The 26,265-nt window shown below is 70.7% G+C and carries 18 protein-coding genes; 8 read left to right on the top strand and 10 right to left on the bottom strand.

All coding sequences use genetic code 11. The features are described from left to right. Positions 1 to 7 precede the first annotated feature (7 nt). Both ABN273_RS38600 and ABN273_RS38595 read left to right on the top strand, forming a co-directional pair. Positions 8 to 175, top strand: coding sequence for a hypothetical protein (locus ABN273_RS38600; RefSeq protein WP_349454148.1), 168 nt, complete (start codon positions 8 to 10; stop codon positions 173 to 175). Positions 176 to 194: 19 nt separating this feature from the next. Next, positions 195 to 776, top strand: coding sequence for an arabinan endo-1,5-alpha-L-arabinosidase (locus ABN273_RS38595; protein WP_349454190.1), 582 nt, complete (start codon positions 195 to 197; stop codon positions 774 to 776). 3 nt (positions 777 to 779) lie between these two features. Here ABN273_RS38595 and ABN273_RS38590 read toward each other — a convergent pair whose 3' ends face one another. Further along, the gene (locus tag ABN273_RS38590) at positions 780 to 1,334 is read right to left on the bottom strand and encodes a TetR family transcriptional regulator (protein ID WP_349454146.1); all 555 of its coding nucleotides are present in this window, start codon (positions 1,332 to 1,334) and stop codon (positions 780 to 782) included. 140 nt (positions 1,335 to 1,474) lie between these two features. Between ABN273_RS38590 and ABN273_RS38585 the strand changes: the two genes are divergently transcribed. From ABN273_RS38585 to ABN273_RS38575, 3 genes are read left to right on the top strand one after another with little or no spacing between them, the layout of a single operon-like run. Beyond that, a complete protein-coding gene (locus ABN273_RS38585; protein WP_349454145.1) occupies positions 1,475 to 2,686 on the top strand; it encodes a cytochrome P450 in 1,212 nt (403 codons plus the stop codon). Positions 2,687 to 2,701: 15 nt separating this feature from the next. Then, entirely contained in the window at positions 2,702 to 2,896 is a 195-nt protein-coding gene (locus ABN273_RS38580; RefSeq protein WP_349454143.1) for a ferredoxin, read from the top strand. Positions 2,897 to 2,899: 3 nt separating this feature from the next. After that, positions 2,900 to 4,048 (top strand): NAD(P)/FAD-dependent oxidoreductase, encoded by a 1,149-nt coding sequence (locus tag ABN273_RS38575; protein WP_349454141.1) that lies wholly within the window; start codon positions 2,900 to 2,902, stop codon positions 4,046 to 4,048. A 340-nt stretch (positions 4,049 to 4,388) separates the two neighbouring features. Here the strand turns inward: ABN273_RS38575 and ABN273_RS38570 are convergent, their stop codons facing one another. The 5 genes from ABN273_RS38570 to ABN273_RS38550 all read right to left on the bottom strand — a co-directional run bounded on the left by ABN273_RS38570 (position 4,389) and on the right by ABN273_RS38550 (position 15,307). Beyond that, positions 4,389 to 6,389, bottom strand: a complete 2,001-nt coding sequence (locus tag ABN273_RS38570; RefSeq protein WP_349454140.1) for a zinc ribbon domain-containing protein — start codon at positions 6,387 to 6,389, stop codon at positions 4,389 to 4,391. 530 nt (positions 6,390 to 6,919) lie between these two features. Beyond that, entirely contained in the window at positions 6,920 to 7,114 is a 195-nt protein-coding gene (locus tag ABN273_RS38565; RefSeq protein WP_349454138.1) for a hypothetical protein, read from the bottom strand. A 19-nt stretch (positions 7,115 to 7,133) separates the two neighbouring features. Next, positions 7,134 to 10,025, bottom strand: coding sequence for an ATP-binding protein (locus ABN273_RS38560; protein ID WP_349454137.1), 2,892 nt, complete (start codon positions 10,023 to 10,025; stop codon positions 7,134 to 7,136). Between the two features lie 114 nt (positions 10,026 to 10,139). Then, positions 10,140 to 11,279 (bottom strand): HupE/UreJ family protein, encoded by a 1,140-nt coding sequence (locus ABN273_RS38555; RefSeq protein WP_349454136.1) that lies wholly within the window; start codon positions 11,277 to 11,279, stop codon positions 10,140 to 10,142. Positions 11,280 to 11,347: 68 nt separating this feature from the next. After that, the gene (locus ABN273_RS38550; RefSeq protein ID WP_349454135.1) at positions 11,348 to 15,307 is read right to left on the bottom strand and encodes a metallophosphoesterase; all 3,960 of its coding nucleotides are present in this window, start codon (positions 15,305 to 15,307) and stop codon (positions 11,348 to 11,350) included. A gap of 385 nt (positions 15,308 to 15,692) precedes the next feature. Between ABN273_RS38550 and ABN273_RS38545 the strand changes: the two genes are divergently transcribed. Continuing rightward, positions 15,693 to 16,814, top strand: coding sequence for a glycoside hydrolase family 53 protein (locus ABN273_RS38545; protein WP_349454134.1), 1,122 nt, complete (start codon positions 15,693 to 15,695; stop codon positions 16,812 to 16,814). 67 nt (positions 16,815 to 16,881) lie between these two features. Here the strand turns inward: ABN273_RS38545 and ABN273_RS38540 are convergent, their stop codons facing one another. From ABN273_RS38540 to ABN273_RS38525, 4 genes are read right to left on the bottom strand one after another with little or no spacing between them, the layout of a single operon-like run. After that, positions 16,882 to 18,276, bottom strand: coding sequence for a serine hydrolase domain-containing protein (locus ABN273_RS38540; RefSeq protein WP_349454132.1), 1,395 nt, complete (start codon positions 18,274 to 18,276; stop codon positions 16,882 to 16,884). A gap of 58 nt (positions 18,277 to 18,334) precedes the next feature. Beyond that, positions 18,335 to 21,475 carry a S8 family peptidase gene (locus ABN273_RS38535; protein WP_349454131.1) on the bottom strand — a complete coding sequence of 1,047 codons (3,141 nt, stop codon included), beginning with the start codon at positions 21,473 to 21,475 and terminating at the stop codon, positions 18,335 to 18,337. 29 nt (positions 21,476 to 21,504) lie between these two features. Continuing rightward, a complete protein-coding gene (locus ABN273_RS38530) occupies positions 21,505 to 22,383 on the bottom strand; it encodes a CU044_5270 family protein (protein ID WP_349454129.1) in 879 nt (292 codons plus the stop codon). Continuing rightward, entirely contained in the window at positions 22,376 to 22,948 is a 573-nt protein-coding gene (locus tag ABN273_RS38525; protein ID WP_349454128.1) for an RNA polymerase sigma factor, read from the bottom strand. Before ABN273_RS38525 ends, ABN273_RS38530 begins: the two co-directional genes overlap by 8 nt. Positions 22,949 to 23,225: 277 nt before the next feature. On the opposite strand from ABN273_RS38525, the gene ABN273_RS38520 reads away from it, so the two are divergent. Beyond that, positions 23,226 to 25,289: a PQQ-dependent sugar dehydrogenase gene (locus ABN273_RS38520; protein WP_349454127.1), complete on the top strand. Its 2,064-nt coding sequence runs from the start codon at positions 23,226 to 23,228 to the stop codon at positions 25,287 to 25,289. 9 nt (positions 25,290 to 25,298) lie between these two features. Beyond that, entirely contained in the window at positions 25,299 to 26,204 is a 906-nt protein-coding gene (locus ABN273_RS38515) for a sugar phosphate isomerase/epimerase family protein (RefSeq protein ID WP_349454126.1), read from the top strand. Positions 26,205 to 26,265 lie beyond the last annotated feature (61 nt).

Genomic DNA, 26,265 nt, shown 5'->3' with positions numbered 1-26,265 from the left:
GGGGCACATGTCTCACCTGCCCGGGCCGCCCGCCTCCCCCGCCGGGCTGACGCCCGGCGTCGCGACCTTCTACGCCACGCACAGCAGCTTCGACGACATCCTGGCCATCGTCATCGAGCGCGACGGCGCCCCCTTCAACAGCCCTCGTGAGATAACCCTGCGCGAGCTTCGGTGAAAGTTTCACGCCCGGCGACCTGCGACCCACGGGCGCCGCAGGCTCCTGGACGAACCAGGGCCTGATCATCTCCACCACGTCGTCGAGCAACTACAACGCCATCGACCCCAACCTCATCGTGGACGCCCAGGGCCGCTGGTGGCTCTCCTTCGGGTCCTTCTGGACCGGGATCAAACTCATCCAGCTCGACCCCGCCACCGGCAAGCGCCTCGGCACCTCGATCACCAGCCTGGCCCAGCGCACCGGCGGCACCACCGCGGTCGAGGCGCCGTTCGTGTTCAGGCACGGCTCGTACTACTACCTGTGGGTGTCCTTCGACGCCTGTTGCCAGGGCGCGAGCAGCACGTACCGGATCATGGTCGGCCGTTCGACCAGCATCACCGGCCCCTACGTGGACCGCAACGGCGTCGCCATGACCTCGGGCGGCGGCACCCAGGTCCTGGCCGGGCACGGCAGCGTCCACGGGCCGGGCCACCAGGCGGTGATCCCCGACAGCGACGCCGAGGTGCTCTTCTACCACTACTACGCCAACAACGGCGCGCCCCTGCTCGGCATCAACCTCATCGGATACGACAACGCGGGCTGGCCCTTCGTCTACTAGGCGTCAGGCCTCCAGGCCCCTGCGCAGCAGGGTCCACGCCCGCGCGGCGGACACGCGCCGGGCGGGCGCCGGTCGCTTGGCAAGAACCGCGGTGATCATGCTGACCGCCAGGACCATGTCCTCGGCGGTCAGGTCCGCGCGCACACGCCCGGCGCGCTGGGCCTCGGCGAGCTTGCCCGCCAGCACGTCCGCCACGCGGTTGTGCACCGCGACGATCCGGGGGTCGGCGAGGGACGCGCTGACCATGTCGATGAACGCGGTCGAGGCGATGGCCTGCTCGGTGATCAGGGCCAGCACGTCGTCGAGTGTGGCGCCGGGCTCGGCCGCCAGCGCCTCCACCTCGGCGACGCCGTCCTCGAACACGGCCATCGCCAGGCTGATGCGGTCGGGGAAGTGCCGGTAGAGGCTGCCCTGGCCGACCCCCGCCGCGCGGGCGACCATGCTGAGCGGCGCGTCGTAACCGGCGGCGGCGAACACCTCGCGAGCCGCCGCGAGCAGCGCCGCCCGGTTCTGCGCCGCGGCGCCGGGGCCTCTGTTCGTACGGCGCGCATCTCGCATAACGGAAACGATAGCAACCGGACACCAAAGTCCGCTTATTTGACGTTGACTCCTCCTTTACTCGACATACGCCAGGCGAGCAAGCTACGGTGTTACCGGACAATGTTGTCCGGTTAGCGCCGCATGACTTTGGAGGAGATGTGAGCGACACCACTCAGCAGGCACCGCAGTACCCGTTCCCCGCGCCCAGTGCTCTGGAGCCGCCGCAGGAGTGGGCCGAGCTGCGTCAGGGCTGTCCCGTGGCGCCGATCCGGCTGGCCAGCGGCGACCAGGCGCTGCTGCTCACCCGGTACGCCGATGTGAAGCAGCTGCTGTCGGACCCCCGCTTCACCCACCATCTGGTCGCCGACGACGCCGCCAACCTCACCTCGAACGAGTCCGGCGGCGTGTTCGGCAACGCCGGCGGCACGCGCGTGAAGGACGACTCCCACCGGGAGTGGCGCAAGCTGATCGGCAAGGCGTTCACCGCCAAGCGGGTGTCGAACATGCAGCCCGGGATGGAGGCGATGGCCGGCCGCCTGGTGGACGAGATGGTCAAGCAGGGTTCGCCCGCCGACCTGGTCACGGCCCTCGGCTTCCCGCTGCCGGTGTGGGTGATCTGCGACCTGCTCGGCGTGCCCGACTCCGACCGCGACAGGTTCGCGTACTGGTCCGACACGCTGCTCAGCCTGACCAAGTACACCCAGGACGAGATCGACGCCGCCCAGGCCGAGTTCACCGCGTACATGCGCGCCCACGTGGCCGCCAAGCGCGCCGAGCCGGGCGACGACCTGATCAGCGAGCTGATCTCGATGGTCGGCGCGCTCGGCGGCGAGGTCACCGAGGAGGTCATGCTGATGACCGCCCAGGGGCTGCTGGTCGCCGGGCACGAGACCACCGCCAACATGATCGGCAAGATGGTCGCGATGCTGCTGGCCGACCGCACCCGCTGGGAGCGGCTGGTGGCCGACCGCACGTTGATCCGCTCGGCGGTCGAGGAGTGCCTGCGTTACGACGCCAACTTCGGCTTCGGCATCCCCCGCTACATCAGCGAGGAGGTGGCGGTCGGCGACACCACGCTGCCGAAGGGCACCACCGTCGTCTGCAGCCTGTCGGCGGCCAACCGGGACGAGGACGCGTTCGAGAACGCCGCCGAGATGGACCTGACCCGCTCACCCAACCCGCACCTGATCTTCGGCGCCGGGCCGTACGCCTGCCTCGGCCAGTCGCTGGCCCGCACCGAGCTCCAGACCGTGCTCAAGGTGCTGCTCGACCGCCTCCCCACGCTGCGGCTGGCCGTGCCCGCCGACGCCCTCGCCCGCCGCGAAGGGCTCCTGGTCGGCGGCCTGGAGCAGGTCCCGGTCACCTGGTAATAGAAGGGAACCTTGATGAACATCACCGTTGACGCGGACAAGTGCTGCGGCGCGGGCCAGTGCGTGCTGCTCGCGCCCGACGTGTTCGACCAGGGCGAGGACGACGGCATCGTGATCCTGCTGGACGCCTCCCCTGCCGAGGAGCACCACGCCGCGGTCCGCGAGGCCGCCGACGTCTGCCCGGCCGCCGCGATCACCGTGGAGGGCTGACCCTTGACCGACGTCCTGATCGTGGGCGCGTCCGCCGGCGGCCTGGCCGTCGCGGAGGCGCTACGCCGCAAGGGCCACCAAGGCGGCCTGACCCTTCTCGGCGCCGAACCCCACCCGCCCTACGACCGGCCGCCCCTGTCCAAGCAGGTCCTGTCCGGGGCGTGGGAGAGCGAGAAAGCGCACCTGCGAGCCGAGGCCCAGCTGGCCGAGCTGGGCGCCGAGTTCATCCTGGGAGACCCGGCGGTACGGCTCACTCCGGCGGCGCGCGAGGTGACGACGGCGTCCGCTCGGATCCTGCACGCCGACGCCGTGGTCCTGGCCACCGGGCTGACCCCGTCCCGCCTCCCCGGCCAGGACGGGCTGGCGGGCGTGCACGTGCTGCGCACCCTGGACGACGCGCTCGCCCTGCGGGCCCACCTGCTCGACGGACCCCGGCTCGTGGTCGTGGGCGAGGGCGTGCTGGGCACCGAGGTCGCCGCCACCGCGCGCGAGATGGGCCTCGACGTCACCCTTGTCGGCCTCGGCCGCGCCGTCCTGGCGGACCTGCTCGGCGACCCGGCCGCCACGCTGCTCACCCGGCGGCACGCCGAGCGCGGCGTCGGGCTGCGGCTCGGCGTCGCGGTCGAGAGCCTGACCGCTCAGGGCGGGCGGGTCACGGGGGTACGCCTGGCCTCCGACGAGCTGCTGCCCGCCGACGCGGTGGTGGTGGCGATCGGCTCCCGCCCGGCGACCGCCTGGCTCGAGGGCAGCGGGCTGCCGGTGGGCGACGGCGTCGAGTGCGACGCCCGGCTGCGCGCCGCCGACGGCGTCTACGCCGTGGGCGACCTGGCCTCCTGGCACCACGAGCGGCTCGGCCGCAGGCTGCGGCTGGAGAACCGGACCAACGCCGTCGAGCAGGCCCAGGTCGTGGCGGCCAACATCCTCGGCGAGGAGCGCGTCTACACGCCCATCCCCTACTTCTGGACCGACCAGTACGACGTCAAGGTCCAGGCCCACGGCCTCCTGTCTCCTGACGCCGAGGTCGAGGTGGTGGAGGGCGATCCCGAGCAGAACCGCTTCGTCGCCCTCCACCGCCTCGGCGGCAAGGTCACGGGGGTGCTGGGCTGGAACATGGCCAAGGCCGCCCGCCTGCACCGCCAGGCTCTCACCTGAAGGAAGCCGATCACGTAAGGGATGCCACCAGGCGGTTACAACTGCTCGTCGAAGGCCCCTACATTGAGACGGGTGAAGGTGGCGCTCCCCATGACCGCGCGGGCGCCGAGGACGTGCCCGTCGCACATCCTCGTCTCCGTCCCGGCCGGGTCAGACCACCTTCCATGTCACCGGCTCGCGGCACGGCTGGCCAAGCCGGTCGTAGTTCCACGTACGGCGGCACACCCGGCACGTGGCGACGCCGGCGCGGGAGGAGAGGGTGTTGCCGTGCTCCGGGCAGACACCCCACCCGACGGCTGGGACCTGAGCGTCTTGAATTTTCTGTAGTTTCCTGAAGGGATCAGGCAACTCGGACAGGCGTGGCCTGGCGTGGGCCGCGTCCATGCTTGGTGAGTGCGAGCACGGGGGTGGCTTGGGCGTGGTGGAAGCCGGTCCGGTGGTGAGAATTCCTGGCATGCCCTGTCCGGTTCGGCTGGTGCCGTCCCGGCTTGGGTGCATGGCCCGCCGGACGCTGTCCGCTCCCAGCGGGGAGCGGGGCGGGCACCGTGCGCCGGTCGGGCACACGGCTGGAGGTCATCGATGTGTTGATCGGGTTCTTCGACGTGCGGGTGGGCCGTTTCGGGGTGGGGCGGTTCTTGGATCTGTCTCGTGCTGCCGGGCGGGGGTGCAGGTCGGTGTGGGTGCGGCGGGCACGCCGGGCGGCCCGGGTGGGCTTGCGGGTGCGGCGGGCGCGGGCGACGTTGCCCTCCACGCTCTTGCCGATGGTGCGGGTGCCGGTGGTGCGGTGGGTGCGGGTGGCGTTTTGGCCGAGCAGGCCGCGTGCGACGATCCGCTCGGCCGCGGCCCAGTCCCGATCGCACGACAGGCCGCAGGCCGGGCAGTGTGCCCATGTCCAGCCCCGCTCGCTGAGCCGGTCCGGGGCCGGGCAGTGCCGCAGCAGCGAGGTGCCCTCGCCGCAGCGGGGGCAGTATTTGGAGGTGCCGCGGGCTGGGACGGTGACCACGGCGATGGTGTGCTTGGCCGCCAGGTGCCGGATCGCCTCGACGATCTGCCCGCGCACCTGCCCCGACAGGCGCGCGTTCGCGCCCCCTCGACGCCCGCGTGTTTCCAGGGTGGCCAGGTCTTCCAGATAGATGACCGTCGCCCCGGCGATGAGTGCCTGGTCGACCGCCCAGCGTGCGGCCGACCATGCCAGCGCCTTGTTCAGGTTGCGGATGCGCGTGCATAAGCGCTCGTGCTCCACCCCGAGGGCCTGGCAGGCCGCGCTCAACTGCGCGAAGCGGGGGTCGGCGACGGTGATGCCCGCCAGGAGCGTTTCCTGGTGTTTGTGCTTGGTGGTTAGGTGTTCACGCTCGTCCCTGAGCCGGTGCAGCTTGGCGGAGATGCCGGTGGCGTCGTAGACCAGCGGCCGCCCATCCGAGAGAACCCGGCCGTCGGCCAGCCGCGCCGCGGTGCCGGTCAGCAGCGTGTTGAGGCCCCAGTCGAACCCGCACCCGATCAGATGTCCGGTGGCGGGCGCGAAGGCGATCGGGGTCTGGAACGGCAGATCGACACGCACCCGGCCCTTTTTGACCCGCAGGGTGGGGGTGCACAGCTTGGCCTGCGGCGGGACGGTCGGCGGCAAGGCGATCGGCAACACATGCCAGGCCCACTCCTTACTGCAGGCGGGACGTGCGACCAGCGGAAGACGTACCCGTAGGCGGGCGCTGTGCTGGCCGGCGCGCTCCAGGGTGATGAGTTGCCGGTCGGCGGCTGCCAGCACGATCTGTGCCGCACTGGCCGGGGGCTCCTCCATGTCGGTCAGATCGGCCGGGAACGCGTCATGCTCGTCGTGATGGGCGCGGATCTGCCGGGTCCGGTTGCGGATGTCCGCCGCGGTCACCCCGTCCGGCAGCACTTCTTGCAGTAGCGTGCGCAGCGCGTCCCATTCGGCGCGGGTACGGGCGCGCGGGTTCTGCGGCCAGGTCGCCACGATCGCATCCACCAGGCGGCGCCGGTGCAGCGCGAGCCGCAAGGTGCGGGCGGCCTGCTCCTGCGCGCATCGCAGCACCCGATCGCAGGCGTACACGCCCGGCTCCGGGGGCATGCCCCAGCCGAGCCGACGCAGGGCCATCCATCCCTTCGACGGCAACGCGCGCCCGTCCGGCCCGACCCCGGATGCCAGCGCGTCCAGATCATCAGGGTTCCACCGAGCGGTGACCAGATGGGCGGTCAGGTCCCGCGCCAGGCCACTCAGCCAGGCAACCCGCTGCACAAGCAGGGCGTGAGAGACGATCTCGCCGGTCCTTTCCACCGTGGCGGAGTGGGCGGTGCAGGTCGCGGTCGCGGTGAGCTTGCTCATGCACCGCCCTCCGTCGCGAGGCGGCATTGATGCGTGTCCCGCTCGGCCTGCATCCCGCCCACTCCTCGCCTCCCGCCACCTGCCTCTACGATGTGTGACCGTAACGCTACCAACAGTTTGCATCCTTGGGTAGAACGTTTGAGCGATACGCAACCGCCGGACACCGTTCGCCCAGACCTCCGCAATCCCGGTCCAGCTGGTGCGCCACAGTTCGTCTTCCCGCACCGTCAGGAGATTCTCCTGCCTGTGCCGGACACGCACACATAGCGACCTCGGCCAGCTCCCGGACCACAGAAACCGCAGCACCGGCGAAGCCACCCAGGTCCGCTTCATCGAAGTGGCATTCGCGGCTGCGACATGCCGACCCACACGCAGCGAATCTGGCTCCGGCTGGCCCACAGCCGCAGCGTCGCCGGGTGCACCCCCCAAGACTCTTGGCGGCCCTCGCCAACCTCAGACTCAGCAAAGCCGGTAAAGGATCACGGCACAACCTGAGGTTTTCATAGCGAATATGCGTAACGGTTCAAACCCTAGGCCAGGTCTTCGGCCGCACGCTGCAGATCCTCGGCGCCTCTGGCGAGCCAGCCCGCCGCATGCAGTGCGGCCTGGAGGTGGGCGCGTTCGGGCGATTCGGCCGGGGCGCTGCCGCAGAGCTCCCTGACCTCGGCGGTGAGTGCCTCGGCGCGGCTCGCGAGGGCACGCAATTGCGCGGGAGTGACGGTCACAACCGCCAGCGTAAAGCGTTCAGCGGCAAATCAGGCGGCTCACCGCCTCGATGAGGTTTTCGGGCAGGCCCATCAGGCGCAGCGCTTCCGGGGTGGAGGCGCCGATCACGGCCGCCGCCTCAGCGATCTCCCGGTACCGCGAACGGGCCGTGGCGTGGTCGCCGCGCGCCTCGGCGACGCGGCCGAGCCCGGCGAGGGCGCGCACCCGGTTGCCGAGGCTTCTGATCCAGTACGGGTCGATCCGGTCAAGAGCCTCCGCGTACAGCCGCTCCGCCTCGGCCCGGTCCTGCTCCAGCAGCGCGATGTCGCCGAGGCCGCGGAGTGCGGCCGCCAGGGTGGAGGCGCTGCCGGCGCGGCGGGCGAGGTCGGCGGCCCTGGCATAGTCGGCGCGGGCCGCCGCCGCGTCGTCGCCGGCGAGGTGATCGCCCCGGTTGACCAGCAGGTCGGCGCTGTCCTCCAGGGCGCCGAGCTGCTCGGTGAGGGTGAGCGCCTCGTCGGTGAGCGCGATGGCCGTCGCGCGATCACCGCGCGCGCCCGCCAGACTCGCGAGCATGTCCAACGCCAGCGCGGTGCCCCACCGGTCGCCGATCGAGCGGAAACCCTCGACGGCGGCGCCGAAGCCGCGCTCCGCCGCGTCGTCGCCCTCGCCGAGAAGCCCGAATCCCCACACGTACTCGGCGACCGCCCGTACCCACGGCTCGGGGCGGTCGCGCTGGGACGAGACGAGTGCGAACGCGCCGTGCGGGTCGGCCTCGCCCGCGACCCGCATCATCCACAGCAGCAGGACGGCCGGATGACGGCCCGGCTGGGCACCCGACCATGCCGCGGCCAGCGCCTTCTCGGCCTGCGCACGGTGCCGCTGCCACACCGGCCGCCCGGCTTCGCCGAACGCCGCGAGCAGCACGCACACCACGAACTCCTCGCCGAGGCCGGCAGGGGGCGCGACGCCCAGCGTGTCCAGCAGCGCGACCGCCTCCGGCGCGACCGAGGCGGCCACGCCGCGGATCCACAGGTACGTCGAGGCCGAGGCGAGCAGTTCCAGAGCCGTCTCCGCCTCCCGCGCCTCGACCGCCCAGCGCACGGCCGCCAGCAGGTCGGCGTGCTCGGCCGCCAGGACCGGCAGCCACTCCAGCTGTTCGGCCTGCCGCAGATGCGGATCCGCGGTCCGCGCCAGCGCCAGGACGTGCCGGGCGTGGGCACGCCGGGCCGGCTCGCGCTCGCCCGCGGCGTCGAGCCGTTCGGCGCCGTACGCGCGGATCGTCTCCAGCATGCGGTAGCGGCCGCCCGAGACCTCCAGGAGCGACTTGTCGGCCAGCGACTCCAGCGTCTCGCCGTCGGTGCCGCACACCCGCAGCGCGGACTCCGCCGTCGCGCCTCCGGCGAAGACCGTGAACCACCGCGCGGCCCGCTGCTCGGGCTCGGACAGCAGCTCCCAGCTCCACGCCACCACCGAGCGCAGCGTGCGATGCCGCTCATCGGTGGTACGGCTGCCGCGGGCCGCGACGGCGAGCCGGTCGTGGAGCCGTCCCGCCAGGTCGTCGATGTCCAGCGTGCGCAGCCGCGCCGCCGCCAGCTCGATGGCCAGCGGCAGGTTGTCGAGCGCCGCGCAGATCCGCCGCACGAGCCGGGAGTCGGCCGCGAACCCGCGCCGCACGGCTCGGGCCCGATCGGTGAACAGCCCTGCGGCCGCCTCGTCATCGAGCGGCCGCACCTGCCAGAGGTTCTCGCCGATGATGCCGAGCGGCTCCCGGCTCGTCGCCAGGACCCGCAGCCGCGGGCAGGCCGCCAGCAGCCGCGCCACCAGCGCGGCAGCCTCTTCGACCAGATGCTCGCAGTTGTCCAGGACGAGCAGGAGCAGCCGGTCCGACAGCGCCCCGATCAGGCGGTCGACCGGCTGCTGCCCGCCGTCCCCCAGCTGGAGCCCGTTCGCGCGCAGGCCCAGCGCGCCCAGCAGCACCTGGGCCAGGGCGCCGCCGTCACGCAGCGGCGCCAGCTCCACGAAGCACACGTCGTCCGCCGCGACCGCGGCCACCTCGACCGACAGCCGGGTCTTGCCGACCCCGCCGGGGCCGGCCAGCGTGACCAGCCGGGCCACGCGCAGCAGATCGGCGACCCCGGCCACCTCATCGGCGCGGCCGACGAAGGACGTCAGCTGGGCGGGCGGCGCGACCGGGGTCGGCGACGGATCGGCGCTCAGCAGCTCCCGGTGGAGCGCGACCAGCTCGGCCGAGGGATCGGCGCCCAGCTCGCCGGCCAGGTGCCGCCTGGTCTCCTCGAACACCACCAGCGCCTCGGCCTGCCCGCCCTCGGCGTACAGCGCCCGCATCAGCAGCCCCGCCAGCCGTTCACGGAGCGGATGGCGGCCGACCAGCTCGCGCAGCTCCGCCACGGCCGCGCGCTGCTCGCCGAGTCGCAGCTCGCCCTCGATCCGGTCCTCGAGGGCGCCGAGCCGGCGTTCCTCCAGCCGTACGGCGGCGGCCTGAGCGGTCCGGCTCTCGGCCAGGCCGGCCAGCGCCGGCCCCCGCCACAGCTCCAGCGCCTCGCGCAGCAGCGCGACCGCCCGCCCGGCGTCGCCGTCGCGCAGCGCGGCCCGGCCCTCCTGCGCCAGCCGCTCGAACCGGCAGGCGTCCACGTCATCGTCGTCGACCACGATCCGGTAGCCCGCCCCGGCCCGCTCGATCGCGGCGGCCGAGCCCAGCGCCGTGCGCAGCCGGGACACCTGGGACTGCAGCGCGTGCGCCGACAGCGCCCCGCCCGGGTCGACCTCGTCGGCCAGCCGATCGGCCGGCACGACCTCGCCGGGCCTGACCAGCAGCAGGGTGAGCAGCGCGCGGCGGGCCGGGCCGCCCAGCGGCGCTTCCGCCCCGTCGTCGCGCCATGCCCGGGTCTCGCCCAGGATCGCAAACCGCATGCCGGTGATTATCCACCGGCACGGGATCACGCCATGGCGAGCGGGCCGAGGCACGTCCCGCCGGACAGGTCGATGGCCTGGCCGGTCACCGGCCGCCTGCGCGGGTGCGAAGCGTCAGAGCGGCAGCGGGATGCGGTCGAAGAACCAGTACAGGCTGACCGCCGCGATGGGCACCGACATCACGGCCACCGCCCAGCGGGCCGCGGACGTCCGGCGCAGCAGCGCCAGCAGCGGGAAGAGCAGCGCGATGATCACGAGCTGCGTCACCTCGATGCCGACGTTGAAGCTCAGGAGCGACAGGAGCAGCTGCCACGACCCGCTCTCCTCGATGTCCAGCGCGCCCGCGAAGCCCAGCCCGTGGATCAGGCCGAAGGCGAGGACGATGGGCAGCCGCCATTTGCCCAGTCTGTCCTCCTCGCGGCCCAGCAGGTTGGCGACCGCCACGACGATGATCGACGCCGCGATGACCGGCTCGACGATCTCTCCCGGCACGTCCACGACCCCCATCGCCGCCAGGAGGAACGTGATGCTGTGGGCGACCGTGAAGGCGGAGGCCGTGACGACGACGTCGCGCAGCCGCCGCGCGCCGATGAGGAGCGCGAGCAGGAAGAGGCCGTGGTCGAGGCCGAATGCCAGGTGCTCGGCACCGAGCAGGAAGAACTCCCACACCTGATGCGATGCCGGGCGCTCGCCGATCCGCAGCGTCGGGTTCTTGGCGTCCAGGACCGCGGAGCTCGTCTCGCCGTCGAGGTCGTACCGGACCGTCGTCTTCGTGCTGTGCACGAAGCTCTCGGCGTCGGGGAACAGCGCGCTCGAGATCGCGTGCGCTCCCCCGGCCTCGCCTTGGCAGGCGTAGGCGAAGGTCAGCACCGCGAAGGCCGTCTTGCCACGCAGGCGCACGTCCGCGTCGCCTGCCGTCGTGGGCGCGCACGGCTTGCCGTCGTACGCCACGGCGAAGCGGCGCGTCACGTAGTCGGTCACGGCGTCACGGTTGAGCTTGAGCTGGCGGAGCTGTTCGGCCCGCTCCTTCGCCTCGTAGGCCTCCGCGTAGAGCCAGGCCGATTTCATGAGCAGGTCGTACTCCAGGTCGAGTACGACCCGGACGTTCGCGCCCGTGCCGGTCACCTCGGCGTGGGCGGTCGTGGTCGCGTCGTGCGCCGCCGCCGGGGCGGGGTGGACCATATTGGCCAGCACGCCGCCGAGGATGACGGCAGCGAGCACCACGACGGCGGACAGCCGGCACCTGCGAGGCATGTCTGTCTTCTCCGGATCAGCGGGTGAACGCCGCCCCGGACCAGGCGGCCCGGGGCGGCGTTGATCGGTCAGCGGTTGAACCAGCGGTACATGGGCGAGTCAGGCCCCCACTTGCCCGGGCGGCCGTGCTCGTCCTTGGTGACGAAGACGCTCGGCTCGGAGGCGGTCACGCCGCCGCCGGCGGAGCGTGCCGTGACGAACCAGGCGTAAGCCGTGTCGTCCTTGAGGCGGTCCCAGGTCACCGAGGCGACCTGGCCTGAGGCGACCGTGCTCCTGCCGATGATCCGCGTGGGCTTGTAGAGCGCCAGCGAGTCGGTCTGGAAGGTCGTCGTGCGGGAGGTGAGGTCGACCGGCAGCACCATGTTGTCCTCGCGCCCGTCATAGCGGCGCATCGGGTCGAACTCGGTGGCGCCGAAGTCGTTGAGCAGCGGGGAGTAGGTGTCCACGCTCAGCTCCGCCCGCTTGACGTCGAACTGCAGCAACCGGAAGAAGCTCGCGCCGAACTGGAGCTGGTCCTGCGGGTTGTACCCGCCGATCTGGGTGAGCCCCAGGCGGTCGGCCGACACCGTGTAGAACTGGTAGTCCGCCAGCAGCTCGACGACGCCGTTGCCGACCTGGCCGACCTTCGGCTTCACGTTGGTGCCCACGCCGTGCTCGTGTCCGGCGAGGATCAAGAAGACGTTCGGGTTCTTCTCGACCACCGTCTTGTACAGCATCGAGCCGTCGGGGGCGGAGAATCCGGTGCCGCGCCCGTCGGGGTTGGTGCTCGGCACCAGGTAGTCGTGCGAGAGCAGGATGCCGTTGCGGTTGGCGTACTTCTTGAAGACGGAGTCGGCCCATTCGGCCTCCTCCCTGGTCACGCCGTACGACAGGCCGACCACGACGAAGTCCAGCCCGCCCGCGGAGAACAGGTCGTAGTGGTTCTGGTTGTCGCCTTCCTTCCACGGCCCGCCGTACTTGGCGTGCTGCCAGCCCTGGGACACGTCCTGGTACCGGCTGGGGCCGTAGTACTTGTTGTAGATCGCCTCCGGCCCGTTCTCGGTGCCCGACTGGTTGTCGTGGTTACCGGCGATCACGCCGTTCGGGACGCCCGCGTCGTCCAGCACCTTCTGCTGCTTCGAGGAGACCTCGAGCTCGCCGGTGACCTGCCGCTGCGCGGCCTCGTCGGCGGGCTTGCGGATGTTGTTCTCGATGATGTCGCCGGTGTGGGCGACGTACGAGATCTTCCGCTGGTCCTTGTTCTCCTTGATCCAGTTGACGATGCCGGCGTAGGCCGACTCCCACACCGCGCGCTCCTCGGGCGTCTCCTGCTCCACCGCGCCCTCGGAGAGGTACTGCGTGTCGGTGAAGTGGACGATCGAGAAGTCGTAGCTCGCGGGGTCGGCGAACCCGTTCGGGTCGCCGGGCTGGATGTCGTCGGCGAACGGGTCCTCGCCCGTCACCATGACGTGCACCTGCTGCTTGTCGACGTACTCCCGGCCGACGACGGCCGTGAGGACGGTCCTGCCCCCGGCGGCGCCGCGGGCGCTCGTCAAGAGGTCCCACGCCTCGGCCTTCGTGTTCCACACCCGCAGCGACGCCAGGCGCTCGGGGTCGATGACGCCCTCCCAGCGCAGGACCGGCGAGTCCACGTGGCCCTGGACCTCGACGTCGTACCGCTGGTAGACGAGGTCCTGCCCGGAGGGGGCGTCGAGCGTCCTGCCGTCGGCGGGCTCGAGCCCGTCGGTCCTGACGCGCTTCTCGCCCGGGACCCGCAGGGTCGTCGGGACGGACTGGGCCGTGCCCTGGAACACCTGGTCCGGGGTGAGGATCTTCGCCTCGGAGAACGTCGCCGTCACCTGGCCGCCGTCGGGCTCGGCCACCTTCGCCGAGAGCCGGACGGGGTCCGACACGTCGGTGGCTCCCCGCGCCGGGGTCAGCTCGGCGGGCACGTCCGGGATGCCCGCGGACTCGAACACGACCTCGCGGGTCGCGGTGTTGCCGAGCCCGTCGGCACCGGTCACGGCCAGGGTGTGCGTGCCGGCGCGGAGCCCCGGCCCCACCTGGGCGCCCAGCTCGATCGGCTGGCCGTCGAGCTTGACGTCCGGCCCGGACACGACGCCGGAGGCGTCCTCCAGCTTGACGTCCAGCACGACCGTGGCGGCGATCTTCTCGCCCTCGGCCGGGCCGCTCCTGGCGACCTTCGGCGCGGAGTTGTCGGTGATCAGGGTGCGGGTGGCGACCTCCCCGGTTGCCGACTCCGCGGCGAGCTTGTGCTTGCCGTCCTTGATGGCGGTGGTGTCGAGGTCGGCGCGCAGGCCGCGGGCCGGGGCGTCCACCAGGAACTCGAGGTCGATCTCGGTGAGCGGGTTCACGTTGTCACCGCAGTTGCCGTCGCCCATGCCGTATGAGGTCTTCAGCATCTGGCCGGTCGCCGTGCCCTGCGCCGGGGTCAGCACGATGTTCGAGATCGCGAAGTCGTCGCGGTTCCTGCCGCACGACGTCGGGAAGGTGCCCGCCACGAAGTCGATCGTGTTCCAGCCGGGCACCAGGAACTCGTTCGGGATCGTGAAGTCGACGCGCTTGCTCACGAAGTCGCCGTCGAGCACGACCTTCTGGCCGTTGACGAGCAGGAAGTTCTGGTAGCGCGCCTCGATCGAGTTGCTGCCCACGTTGAAGCTGAGGGTGGCGTTGCCCGAGCCCAGCGTCTCGACGACGTGCACCGCGGGGGCGTCGATCGTGTAGCGCAGCTCGGCCTCGCGGAGGAGGGTCTGGACGCTGCCGCAGGCGCCGTCGCCCATCTCGTACGACGGCTTGATGTCCTGGCCGGTCACGGTGGCGCCGTCGAGGGCGAGGGCGAGGTTCGCGATCGTGAAGTCGTCGCGGTTGTTCCCGCAGGACTCCTTGGCGTCGCCGGTGACGACCTTGATCGTGTTGTCGCCGGGCACCAGGAATTTGGCCGGAACCGCGATGGTCACCCGCTGGTTCGCCCAGGAGCCGCCGAGGTCGATGCGCTTGCCGTTGACCAGCAGGAAGTTGTCGAACTTGTCCTCGATCCCGTCCGCGCCCACGTCGAAGCCGAGCATCGCGGCGCCGTTGCCGAGCGTGGGCTTCGTGACGGGCTTCTCGCCGTCGACGGTGAGGGACTTGACGCCGCCCGCGCTGTTCGCCGGAACCGTGGCGAAGACCGGCTTCGTGCCCGCCACGAGCGTGCCGTCCGTGGGCAGCAGCCGCGGCGCCCCGGCCGGAGCGTTGTTCACGGTGACGGTGTTCTTGACGGTCACGCCGGCCGCGGTCGTGGCGGTGATGGCGTGCTCGCCGTTGGCCAGCGTCGTGGTGTCCACGTCCGCGCTGAGACCCGTGGTGCCCTGCGGGTCGCCCTGGACGAAGAACTTGAGCGTGGCGCGCTTCAGCAGCGTGGTGTTGGTGCCGCAGCTGCCGTCGCCGAAGGAGAAGGTGTACGGGTTGTCCTCGCCGTCCGCGACCTCGCCGAGCAGTTCGAGGCCCACGTCGGACAGTACGAAGTCGTCGTGGTTGAGGCCGCACGACGACTGGATCGTGCCGACGACGAACTCGACGGTGTTCTCTCCCTTGACCAGGTGCTCGTTCGGGATCTCCATCGTCGCCCGCTCGTTCACGTGGTCGCCGATGTCGCTCCGGTACGCCCCGTTGACGAGCACGTAGCTGTGGTACTGCGCCTCCGTCGAGTTCGAGCCGACGTCGAAGCTGAGCTTGGAGACGCCCACGGTCCGGGTGGCGTCGAGCGCTTTGTCGTCGATGGCGAGTTTCGTGACGCTGTCACCGGCCGCGGCCGGGACCGCCGCGACCTTCACCGTGCCCTCGAGGTACGAACCGCCGGCTGGGGTGAGCGCCGGAGGGCTCTGAGAGCCGGTCGGCGTCGGGCTGGGCCGTCCCCGATCTTGTTCTCCCTGTCCCGGGTCGGCGTACGCCGCGGTGACGAGGCTGCCGGCGAGCAACGCCGCGACCGCGGCGACCGCAGCGAGACGTCCTCGGTTCCGTAAGCCGCCCACTGGCTTTCGGGCTGCCATTGGCTGCATCAGGTGCAGTCCCTTCTCTGTCGTGCATAAGCAGCCGATAAGGCGGCGTGCTCTCGGGCGGACACTTTGGAGCGCACGAGTGAACAATGTGCGTGCAGTGACAGAAGGGACGACAAACGATCGGCTCATTCTGGTCATTTGTCACGAAACAGGAACAACTAGGTCACATGCGCACTGAAGCGCGGCCGCCTCCCGCGCGGAACATGGGCGAAACTCGCTCTTTCCCGGTGCCGGATTGTTCTTTATCCTCGTGCTCAACAAGTCTGTGAACGTTCACAGCACACAGAAGGCCGACTTTGTCCCCCGAAGGTGCATTCTCCCTGCATACCGCCGCCCCACTCATCTGTGAGCGTTCACACAAGGTAAGGAGATCGAGATGGCCGTCCACCCCTTACGTAGGATCCGCGTCACGCTCCTGCTGACCCTCGCGACGCTGCTCGCGGTCATACCGTTGAGTGCCGCGCCCGCCTCTGCCGCCACGCTGAGCATGCGCGGCGCCGACGTCTCCTCGCTCCAGCGGAGCCTGGACCTCGGGGCCAAGTACTACAACGCCGCCGGGACAGCCGCCGACCCGCTGGACATCCTCAAGGGCGCCGGAGTCAACTACGTCCGGCTGCGCATCTGGAACAATCCGGCGAGCGGCTACAACAACAAGGCCAAAGTCCTGGCCTACGCCAGGACGGTCAAGGCCAAGGGCCTCGGCCTGATGATCGACTTCCACTATTCGGACACCTGGGCCGACCCCGGCAAGCAGTTCAAGCCGGCGGCGTGGGCGAGCCACGGCATCAGCCAGCTCCAGACGGACGTCTACAACTACACCTACGACGTCTGCAACAGCCTGAAGGCGCAGGGCACCACGCCGGACAGCGTGCAGATCGGCAACGAGATCAACGTCGGCATGCTCTGGAACGACGGCAAGGTCATCAACAACGACTTCACCAACCTGAGCCTGCTGCTCAAGGCCGGCTACAACGCGACCAAGGCGTGCAACAGCGGCACCCAGGTGATCATCCACACCGCGGACGCCGACAGCCTCGCGAACGCGCGCTGGTTCTACGACGGGATCCGCGCCAAAGGCGTGCCGTGGGACATCACCGCGCTGTCGTACTACTGCATGTGGCACGGCTCGCTGTCCAACCTGTCCACAGTGATCAACGATGTGCGGACCCGCTACGGGAAGCCGGTCATCGTGGCGGAGACCGCCTACCCGTTCACCGCCGCCAACGCCGACAGCGAGCCGAACGTGATCGGCGGCTCGGCGCCGTGCTCCGGCTACCCGGCCACCTGGACAGGGCAGGCGAACAACTTCACCGCGGTCCAGAACACCGCCCGCGGCGCCGGAGCGATCGGCGTCTTCTACTGGGAACCGACCTGGTACGCCATCTCGGGCAACGGCTGGGACCCGGCCGACATCAACGGCACCGGCGACCAGTGGGACAACATGGCCACCTTCAACTGGACCGGCGGCATCAATCCCAACATCAGGTGGACCCCGTAGAACACGGGCACCCTGTCCAGGATGGCGACGCGCCCGCGCTCAGGCGGGTCGCCATCCCCGGGGCGGATCAGTGCTCGGCCGGCCGCGTTGCGCCCCAGAGGCGCGCCGCGACCACCGTGAGGCCCGCGGCGGCGGCCACCACCAGCCAGACCATGAACGTCGGGTAGAGGTAGGCCAACTGGACCCACGTGGCGTCGCGGCCGCGTGCCAGCATGCGATGGATCGGGGCGATCGTCGCGCACAACGTGACAGGCAGCAGGTACGGCGCCAGCCGCAACAGCCGCCATCCCGTGCGGCGCGCGGCCCATCGCCGGGCACGTGCCGTGCCCCGTGCCGCGAGCCCGATGGTCACCAGGGTCAGCAGCGCGAAGAGCACGTCGGTGAGGAGCGGCGACTGCCTGGAAGGCAGCGGCGGGGTGCCGCCCTCGACGATGGCGACCAGCCCCTTCATGAGGGCGTGCGCGTCGGAGAAGGCCATACCGGTGTTGGCCATGACGGCGATGCCGTATCCCGAGTCGGTCATCAGCAGCTGGTGAGCGGTGGAGGTGAACAGGTCTCCCCCGTGCTCGAGCACGGGGGTGCCGCGTTCGGTCTTGTCGATCATCCAGCCGAGGGCGTAGTTCTCGTTCTGCTTGGAAGGGGTGCGCATCTCCTTGACGCTCTGCGGGGACAGGATGCCGGCATGCTGTGCGATCAGCCACCTGGCCATGTCGCCCGCGGTGCTGAGGACTCCGCCCGAGCCGTTTCCGAACCCGGTGGGCTCGGGCAGGGCGACGGCCCGGCCGAGGACGTACAGGTGGCCGCGGGCGCTGCCGGGCAGGTCACGGTCGGTGTTGACGGTCGTGCTGTGGCGCATGCCGAGGGGCTTGAACACATGCGCGTCGAGGTAGGCCGCGAACGGCTCGCCGCTGACCACTTCGACGAGCCGGGCGGCGACCTGGTAGTTGGTGTTGTGATAGCTGTAGGCGGTCCCGGGGTCCGTGGCGAGCCTGGCCGTCTTGAGCCGGGCCACGGCGCCTTGCAGCGTTTGCGCCTGAGGCACGCTCTTTTCGGGGAAGGCCGAGTCGGCCATGCCCGAGGTCTGGTTGAGCAGCTCCCGTACGGTGATCTTCGCGGCCCGCGGATCGGCCATCGTGAACTCGGGCAGGTAGCGGCGCACCGGCTGGTCGAGGGCGACCTTGCCCTGCTCGGCCAGTTGCATGACGGCCAGGGCGGTGAAGGACTTGCTGACCGAGGCCACCGCCATGGGGGTGTCGGCCGTGACGGGCTCGCCGGTGGCGGTCCGGCCGTATCCGGTGGCGTGGATGACTCTGCTTCCCTTCGTGATCGCCACCGCGACGCCTGGCAGGCCCGTGGCCGCGCGGTACTGCTCGACGTAGGCGTCGACCGACGCGGGGACCGGTGGTCCGGAAACGGTGGGGACCAGGGCAAGACACATTGCGGCAAGGGCGGTTCTGAGCACCAGGCGAAGCTACTGAGGCCCCTCACCCATGCACCATTGCTGGCCCCCTCCGCATTTGTTACGGGAAACCACCACCGTTGCCGACCGCGTACGCGCGCACGATCGTCTGGGTCAGCCGGGCGCCCGCCGTGTCGGCCACCGTGGCGCGGAGGGAGACGAATCCGGCCGTACGCGGGTTCGGCAGCACCGCGCTCCAGCCGGAGCCGGTGCGGGTGACCGCGACCGGACGCCAGTTCGCACCGTCGTCGGCGGACATCTCCAGCCGCACCGACGTCACCTCCGCCCGCGCGGAGCCGGGGTTGCGTTCGACCCACAGGGGCAGGCGGGTCGCACTGCCCGGTGTGGCGCGGTTCGACGTGTCCAGGCCCGCGGGGCTGTAGCGGACCGCCATCAGCGGCAGCGGCTGCTCCTTGGCCGTGGCCGCGGAGCGGAACGTCCACACCGACTCCACGCCGGTGGACAGCGCCGAGTGCGGGACCTGCCTGCGCATCGACGCGGTCAGCGTGTAGGCACCGGTCCCGGCGGGCAGGTCGGCGCGGAGCTCGCACCGTTCCGGAACGAAGACGTCACAGTCGGACAGGTCGCCCGTGGCCAGCACCTGACCGTCCTTGGCGAGGGTGGCGGTGCCGGTGGCGGCGGTGTCCGACCCCGCTCTGCCCGGGCCGCCGTCGGCGAACAGCCCCGTTCCGGAGAAGGTCAAGGCGTCTCCGGTACGGCTGCCGCCCGGCAGCAGGAACGACGGCCCGGTGACCGCGGTGTTCCAGACCTCGCTGGTCTGGCCGTGCTCGGCGCGCCTGCCGTCGTCGAAGATCAGCGAGGAGCCGACCTGGAGCCCGCTCTCGTAGGTCAGCCCAGGAGTCCGGTAGTGGATGAGCGTGCCCGGCAGGGCGATCTCGCCGACCAGCGGCACCATGACCGTGCCCGCGGGAGCGCCGCTGTCCAGCCCGGCCATCGGGGTGCCCGTTGCCCCCACTCCGGAGGCCCGGTAGGTCATGGTGACCTTGGCCAGGTCCCGCTGCCTGACGTGGTAGGTGGGGTCTTCCGGGATACCGTCCGTGCGACGGTCGAAGATGTTGTAGACGTACGGGCTGGGGGTGACGTCCTTGCTGAGCCACTTGGTCCCCAGTGTGTACGTCAGTCCTGGCTGGGAGGTCGGAACGACGAAGAGCTGGCTGTTGGGGTCCACCCGGTGCACGCTGCCCCCCTGTGCCCAGGCGCCGTGCACCAGGCCGTACTGGAACTCGGGCCGGAGTTGCGCGCTCGGATCGTCGAGTGTGACCTTGACCGGCCTGCCCTGGCGCGCGTCCACCGTGACCTGCTGGTCGCCGCCGACCGTGAACGGGAGGTCGGCGATGGTCACGGCCACCTTCCCGTCGACCTTCTCCATGATGTGGCTGTAGACGTTCCATTCACCCTTGGGCAGCCGGGCCCTGGCCTGACCGTTCTGGAAGAACAGGGTGTGGACGGTCCCGGTCTTCGCGTCGTAGATCTCGCTGGTCGTGGGGTCGACGGGGAGTCCCCGCCTGCCGACGACAGTGAGGGTGACGTCGTACGACTCCGGCTCGACGTACGCGCCGGCCAGCGTGCGGATCACCGTCTCGCCCGATCTGGCGGTGACGGTGCCCGGGTAGTCTCCGGGGGTCTTCCCCTCGGCGTCGATGGTGAGCGTGACGGACGCCTCGCCCTTGGCCGGGACCGTGATCTGCTCGGCCGGCAGCTTCAGCGTCTCGCCCTCCGCCGACAGGGTGAGGGTGACCGGCGCGTCACCTGCGTTGGCGTAGGTGATCGTCTTGGTCGCCGTACGCCCGCCTGGCCCGTTCCACGGGAACGCGGCCCACAGGTTGCCCTGCCGGGCCACGACGTCCTGACGCAGCACGCGTCCCAGGTCGACCAGCCCGGCGCCCTGCTGGTAGAGCGTCGCCCCCTGGACCGGGGCGGCGCTGCCGATCAGCGCGGCCTTGAGCTGCGCGCCCGTCCAGTCCGGATGGCGCTGGGCCAGGATCGCCGCCGCCCCGGCCACGTGCGGGGTGGCCATCGAGGTACCGCTCTCGGAGATGTGGCCGCCCCCGAGGGCAGCGGCCATGATGCCCACGCCCGGCGCTGTCACATCGGGCTTGACCGCATGGTCGCCCATCCTCGGGCCCGGGCTGGAGAAGTCCGCCATTCGGCCCTGCCGGTCCACCGCGCCCACGGTGAGCGCCGCGTCGGCGCTGCCGGGAGTCTTCACATGGCCGCCGTTGCCCGCCGCCGCGACGAACAGCGTGCCGGTCCGGTCCGACAGCGTGTTGACCGCCTGTTCTATCGGGTCCAGATCCGGGCCGTCGTCGCCGCCGAAACTCATGCTGACGACCTTGGCCTTGACCTCGACGGCCGCCCACTCGATGCCGGCGAGAATGGAGGAGTCGGTCAAGGCCACTTTCCCGATGGCCAGCCCCGCCTCCGGCGCCACCCCTCGGTACTTCTCCCCCCGGCTCGCCACGATCGAGGCGACGTGGGTGCCGTGGCCGTTGTTGTCGCGCATGTCAGGGTCGGTGGAGAAGTTTCGTTCCTGTACGACCGCCCCCTTGAGGTCCGGATGGTCGGGGTCGTAGCCGGAGTCGAGGACCGCGACGGTGACGCCCTTGCCCGTCAGGCCCTGCTGCCACGCCTGCGGGGCGCCGATCTGCTTGACGCTCTCGTCCAGCGTGTAGGACTTACGGCCGTCCAGCCACAACTTGGCGCGTCCCGCCGTCAGCGTGCGGGACGCCGTGAGCTCCCGCCACGTCTGGGCGGCGTTCGCCTTGGGTACGCGTGCCGCGCTCATCCCGAGACTGGACAGCTGCCGGACCCGCCGGTACCCCTCCGGCCCGGCGGTCCCCTGGGAGATGACGGGTATGTCCGGGGTGTCCGCGTCGCCGTAGCGCCAGGCCAGCAGCTGGGTGACGTCGAACAACCGCCGGTCCAGCACGCCCTGGGCGATCAGCGGCATGGCGTCGGACGGGATCACGTACAGGTGGCCTCCGCGTACCTGGCGGGTGAAGTCCACCTGCCTGCCCGGCCCGGGCTCCACGCGGTGCCCCCGGCCCATGAGCACGACCCGGTCGCCGGTGATCAGGGTCACCCCGTTCACCTGCTGAGATTGGGCCTGTGGTGCCGGTGTCGGTGTCACGCCGACCGTCCCCGCCAGGAGAGCGGCGAGGAACGACTTGCCTAAAGTCATGATCAACCTCGTCTGTGCGGAGAAGGACGCTACTGGGGAAGCTGGTCCGTCCATTCGGTGGTCACCGAGATGAATTTCCCGGCCCGGCCCACGCTTCCGTTGTTGCCCAGGAGAAGGTTGGTGCGCGTCACCCGAGCGGCCTCGGGATCGACGACCAGCTTGATCTCCCGCCCGCTGTCAGGATCAGCGATCCGCAGTTCCTGCCCGCCTTCGACCGCGCCCGTGCTCTCGACTCCCGGCAGCGTGGCGAGCGCCCGGAACGCCGCGGAACGGACCTCCGACGGCACCGGCAGCTCCATGATCAGCGAGATCAGGGGGAAGAGCGGTTCACCTCGCAGTTCGGATGCGGACATGTTGCTGTCGCGCCCCTTACGCTCGGCGATCCACGCCTTCAACGCCTCGGGGTCGGTCGGCAGCCCTTCGAGATCCTCGAAGCTCACCTCGGCGCCCTTGAGCATGAGCGGGATCTGGTCTACCACGACGGCGCCGGGAGGGTCGCCCGGCTCGTTCCTGGACCAGCGCCGGCCGTCGCGCCTGGTCCAGGACTCCATCTGCGGAATGTCCGTGTTCAGGAACACACGTGTGACGTGCCAGTACGTCCCTGAGCTCTGCGGCGCGCGTGCCGCGCTGGCTGCGGCCACGAGCAGGATCTCCTTGGCCGAGCCCGGTGCGCCGGCGGTCGTCACCGTCCTCGTGGCCGTGCCGGCGGTCGTCGTCGCCCCCGTGGAGACCACGACCGCGGTCACGGCTGCGGCGGCGGCCAGTGCGACTCCCGGTGCGAGCCAGCCGATGCGCCTTCGCGCGCGGCCACGCGTCCTGTCCTGGAGCCGGCGCCTGCTGCGCGCGGCCATCTCGGCGGACGGCTCGGGCTTGGCCAGCAGAGCGGAGAGCTCTTCGAGGTCAGTCATGGACGGTCTCCTTGTCGATGAGGGTGTGGATCTTCGTGCGGGCCCGGCTCAGTCTTGAGCCGACCGTGCCGGTGGAGATGCCGAGCGCCTGTGCCACCTCGTCGTAGCTGAGCTGGGCCAGGGCCACGAGCAGCAGGACGTCGCGCTCGCCGCTGGTCAGCGCGGCGAGCGCCTTGGCCAGGTGCGGCTGCATGCGCTGGGCCGCGACAGAGGTGACGACCCGGTTCTCGTGTCCTTCCACGACGGGTTCGGGGGCCAGCCGGGCCAGCGCCCGGTAGTGGCGTGCCTCTTTGCGGCGGTGCCTGGCCACCAGGTTGGTGGCGAAGCCGAACAGCCAGGGCCGCAGGCCCCCGCGTTCCGGGTCGAACCGGTCGCGCCGGTCGAAGGCCAGCAGGAACGTCTCGGCCGTGATGTCCTCGGCGACCTGTGTGTCCAGGCGGCCTGCCACGTACAGGTAGATGTCGCGGAAATAACGGTCGTGCACTGCGGTGAACAGCTCGGGGTTCCGCTGGTACTCGGCGACGAGTTCGGCGTCGGTCACCTGCTCGCCCAGTTCGGCGGTCACGTTTCCGTCTCCGTCATAGGTGTGCCTTCCGGATGGTGGTCAACGATCATCCATCCTTCGCCGCAAGCCGGGATCGTCTTCCCACCGGCGCGAGCCGCCCCGCCGTCTCAGCGCGCTACGCACTTAGTGCGATTTAGCGCGAAAGGTGGGCCATCGCCCGCGATTAGGCCCTCCTCGATCGGCGTAACTTGGGTTACATTCACGTTACTTTGCCCTCTCTTATCCCCCCGAGTAGACCGAAGGGAGAGGCATGGGAGCGCGAACCGCAATCGCGGCCATGACTGCTGTGGCGATCCTCATGCCGGCCGCCGCCGCACAGGCCTCTGCGACGGCCCCGCCGCCCGACAGCGACTTCCAGAAGGTGACCCTCAACGACACCCCGGGCGAGCCGATGGACCTGGCGGTGTTACCGGATTCGAGGGTCCTGCACACCACCAGGAAAGGCGAGGTCTGGTTACACGATCCGAAGACCGGCCTCAACACGCAGGCCGCACGGCTCGACGTCTACCGCCACGACGAGGAGGGCCTGCAGAGCATCGCCCTCAGCCCCGGCTTCGGCAAGGGCTCCAAGGCGGACGACTGGGTCTACCTCTACTACTCCCCGCCCCTCGACACCCCGATCGACGACCCGGCCACGCCGGACGTCAACGAGGGCGACGCCCCCGTCACCGGCACGCCGGAGGACTTCGCGCCCTTCAAGGGGCTGATCCGGCTGTCCCGGTTCCGTTTCACCGGCGCCACGATCGATCTGCGCACCGAGCAGCGCATCCTGGACGTGCCCGTGGATCGCGGCATCTGCTGCCACGTCGGCGGGGACATCGTCTTCGACGCCGCCGGCAACCTCTACCTGTCGACCGGCGACGACACGAACCCCTTCTCCTCCGGCGGCTACACCCCGATCGACGAGCGGGCCGACCGGAACCCGGCGTTCGACGCCCAGCGCAGCGCCGGGAACACCGACGACCTGCGCGGCAAGATCCTGCGCGTCAAGGTCCGCGCGGACGGGTCGTACTCGATCCCCCGCGGCAACCTCTTCGCGCCGGGCACGGCGGGCACCCGGCCGGAGATCTACGCGATGGGGCTGCGCAACCCGTTCCGCATCGAGATCAACCGCGGCACCGGGGAGCTCTACGTCGCCGACTACTCGCCCGACGCGCGGCAGGCCGATCCCAAGCGCGGCCCGGCGGGGACCGGCAAGTGGACGACGATCCGCAGGCCCGGCAACTACGGCTGGCCGTACTGCGCGACGGCGCGGCTCCCGTACGTCGACTACGACTTCGCGACCGGCGCGTCCGGGCGGACGTTCGACTGCGCCGCGCCCGTCAACGAGTCGCCGCACAACACCGGCCTGCGCAGGCTGCCGCCGGTCGTCCAGCCGGACGTGTGGTACTCCTACGGGCAGTCGCAGGAGTTCCCACAGCTGGGCACCGGCGGCATCGGCCCGATGGCCGGTCCGGCGTACCGCTTCGACCCGCGTGACACGACGGGCCGTGGCTCCGTGGCCTGGCCCAAGTACTACGACGGGGTTCCGCTCTTCTACGAGTGGACCCGCGACTACGTCAAGGCGTTCCACCGTGACGGGCGGATCGAGGACGTGCTGCCCTCGTTCGTGTTCGACAACCCGATGGACCTGGAGTTCGGCCCCGACGGCGCGCTGTATGTGCTGGAGTACGGGGACGGCTACTTCCAGGAGAACCCGGACGCCCAGCTCGCGCGCATCGACTACGTCGGCCGCACGGGCAACCACACTCCCGTCCCCGCCGCCGCGGCGTCGGCGACCGCCGGCCACGCGCCGCTCACCGTCAACTTCACCAGCACCGGTACGACCGACCCCGACGGCGACAGGCTCCGCTACGCGTGGGACTTCAACGCCGACGGCAGGGTCGACTCCCGCAGCCCCGAGGCGTCGTACACGTTCGGCAAGAACGGCCTCTACAACGCCACGCTCAGGGTCAGCGATCCCAGCGGCATGTCCGCGGCGGCGTCGGTGCGGATCGTGGTCGGCAACGCGGCGCCGGTCGTGGAGCTGATCCGGCCCGCGGAAGGGCAGCCCTTCGCCTTCGGCGACCTCGTGGAGTTCGAGGTACGGGTCACCGACGACCAGCCCGTGAACTGCGCCAACGTGACCGTGGACTACATCCTCGGCCATGACGATCACGGCCACCCGCAGACCACCGCCCGCGGCTGCTCGGGCTCCATCCAGACCACCGTGCCGAGCGGGCACGACCCGGACACCGACCACCTCACCGGCGTTTTCGTCGCGACCTACACCGACCCCGGCACCGGCGACCTGCCCTCGCTCACCAGCAGCGACCAGGTCGTGCTCCAGCCCACGCATTAGGAGATCACCATGTGTTACGGATACGGCCCCAGCAGGCGGTCCCTGCTCGCCGCGGGCCTCGGCATCGGGGCAGCCGCCGTCGCCGCCGCCTCCCCCGCCGCCGCGGCGACCACCATGGACGCGCCGCTCCAGCACGGCAGAGACCGCATCCCGCCGGGCCAGATCAGCATCCAGCTGTGGACGGTACGCGACGACCTGGCCAAGAACTACGACACCACGCTCGCCTACCTGGCCGAGATCGGCTACCCGAAGATCGAGGTCGCGCTCGGCTACTTCGGCCGGACGGCCCGGCAGCTGCGCGAGTTCCTCGACGGTCTCGGCATCCGTGCCACCTCCAGCCACGACGGCCTCACCACCGACCAGGCCGCACTCGACACGAAGATCAGCAACGCGCTCACCCTGGGCCAGTCGTTCATGGTCGTCCCCTACCTGAACTCCACCAGCGAGGACCAGTGGAAGGCGTGGGCCGAGCGCATGAACGTCGAGGCGCAGGCCGCCCGCTCGGCGGGGCTGCGCTACGGCTACCACAACCACGCGCACGAGTTCACCATCGACCTCGGAAACGGGAGGACGCCCTGGGACGTGCTCACCGCCGAGCTCGATCCGCGCCTGGTCCACCTGGAGATCGACATCTACTGGGCCGTCACCGGCGGCGTCGGGCGCGGCGCGGCCGACCCGGTCGGCTTCGCGCTCGACGTCATCCGCAGGGCGCCGCAGCGCGTGCTGCAGTTCCACGTCAAGGACCGGCACCTCGACGGCGACATGGCCGACCTCGGCACCGGGACCATCGACTTCCGGCGGATCTTCGACCGGCACCGCGTGAAGGAGTACATCGTGGAGAACGACACTCCTGACGTGACTCCTCGGCAGACGGCGGAGGTCGGATACCGCTACCTGCGGAAGCTGAGGTTCTAAAGGTGCCGCTGAGCGCGGCGCGGGCTCCGCGCCGCGCTCTTGACAACCGGCGTGCCTCTCG

The sequence above is a fragment of the Nonomuraea sp. B19D2 genome, from assembly GCF_040137845.1.
In the GTDB taxonomy this organism is placed as follows: Bacteria; Actinomycetota; Actinomycetes; order Streptosporangiales; family Streptosporangiaceae; genus Nonomuraea.
The sequence above is the reverse complement of the archived record's forward strand: the minus strand, read 5'-3'. Positions and strand labels throughout refer to the sequence as shown.

What these genes read in the sequence shown, in the direction of transcription:
- ABN273_RS38560 (WP_349454137.1), bottom strand. Translation starts at nt 10,025, where the DNA reads ATGCGGTTTGCGATCCTGGGCGAGACCCGGGCATGGCGCGACGACGGG.
- ABN273_RS38545 (WP_349454134.1), top strand. Translation starts at nt 15,693, where the DNA reads ATGGCCGTCCACCCCTTACGTAGGATCCGCGTCACGCTCCTGCTGACC.
- ABN273_RS38515 (WP_349454126.1), top strand. Translation starts at nt 25,299, where the DNA reads ATGTGTTACGGATACGGCCCCAGCAGGCGGTCCCTGCTCGCCGCGGGC.
- ABN273_RS38555 (WP_349454136.1), bottom strand. Translation starts at nt 11,279, where the DNA reads ATGCCTCGCAGGTGCCGGCTGTCCGCCGTCGTGGTGCTCGCTGCCGTC.
- ABN273_RS38600 (WP_349454148.1), top strand. Translation starts at nt 8, where the DNA reads ATGTCTCACCTGCCCGGGCCGCCCGCCTCCCCCGCCGGGCTGACGCCC.
- ABN273_RS38550 (WP_349454135.1), bottom strand. Translation starts at nt 15,307, where the DNA reads ATGGCAGCCCGAAAGCCAGTGGGCGGCTTACGGAACCGAGGACGTCTC.
- ABN273_RS38570 (WP_349454140.1), bottom strand. Translation starts at nt 6,389, where the DNA reads ATGAGCAAGCTCACCGCGACCGCGACCTGCACCGCCCACTCCGCCACG.
- ABN273_RS38535 (WP_349454131.1), bottom strand. Translation starts at nt 21,475, where the DNA reads ATGACTTTAGGCAAGTCGTTCCTCGCCGCTCTCCTGGCGGGGACGGTC.
- ABN273_RS38580 (WP_349454143.1), top strand. Translation starts at nt 2,702, where the DNA reads ATGAACATCACCGTTGACGCGGACAAGTGCTGCGGCGCGGGCCAGTGC.
- ABN273_RS38530 (WP_349454129.1), bottom strand. Translation starts at nt 22,383, where the DNA reads ATGACTGACCTCGAAGAGCTCTCCGCTCTGCTGGCCAAGCCCGAGCCG.
- ABN273_RS38520 (WP_349454127.1), top strand. Translation starts at nt 23,226, where the DNA reads ATGACTGCTGTGGCGATCCTCATGCCGGCCGCCGCCGCACAGGCCTCT.
- ABN273_RS38590 (WP_349454146.1), bottom strand. Translation starts at nt 1,334, where the DNA reads ATGCGAGATGCGCGCCGTACGAACAGAGGCCCCGGCGCCGCGGCGCAG.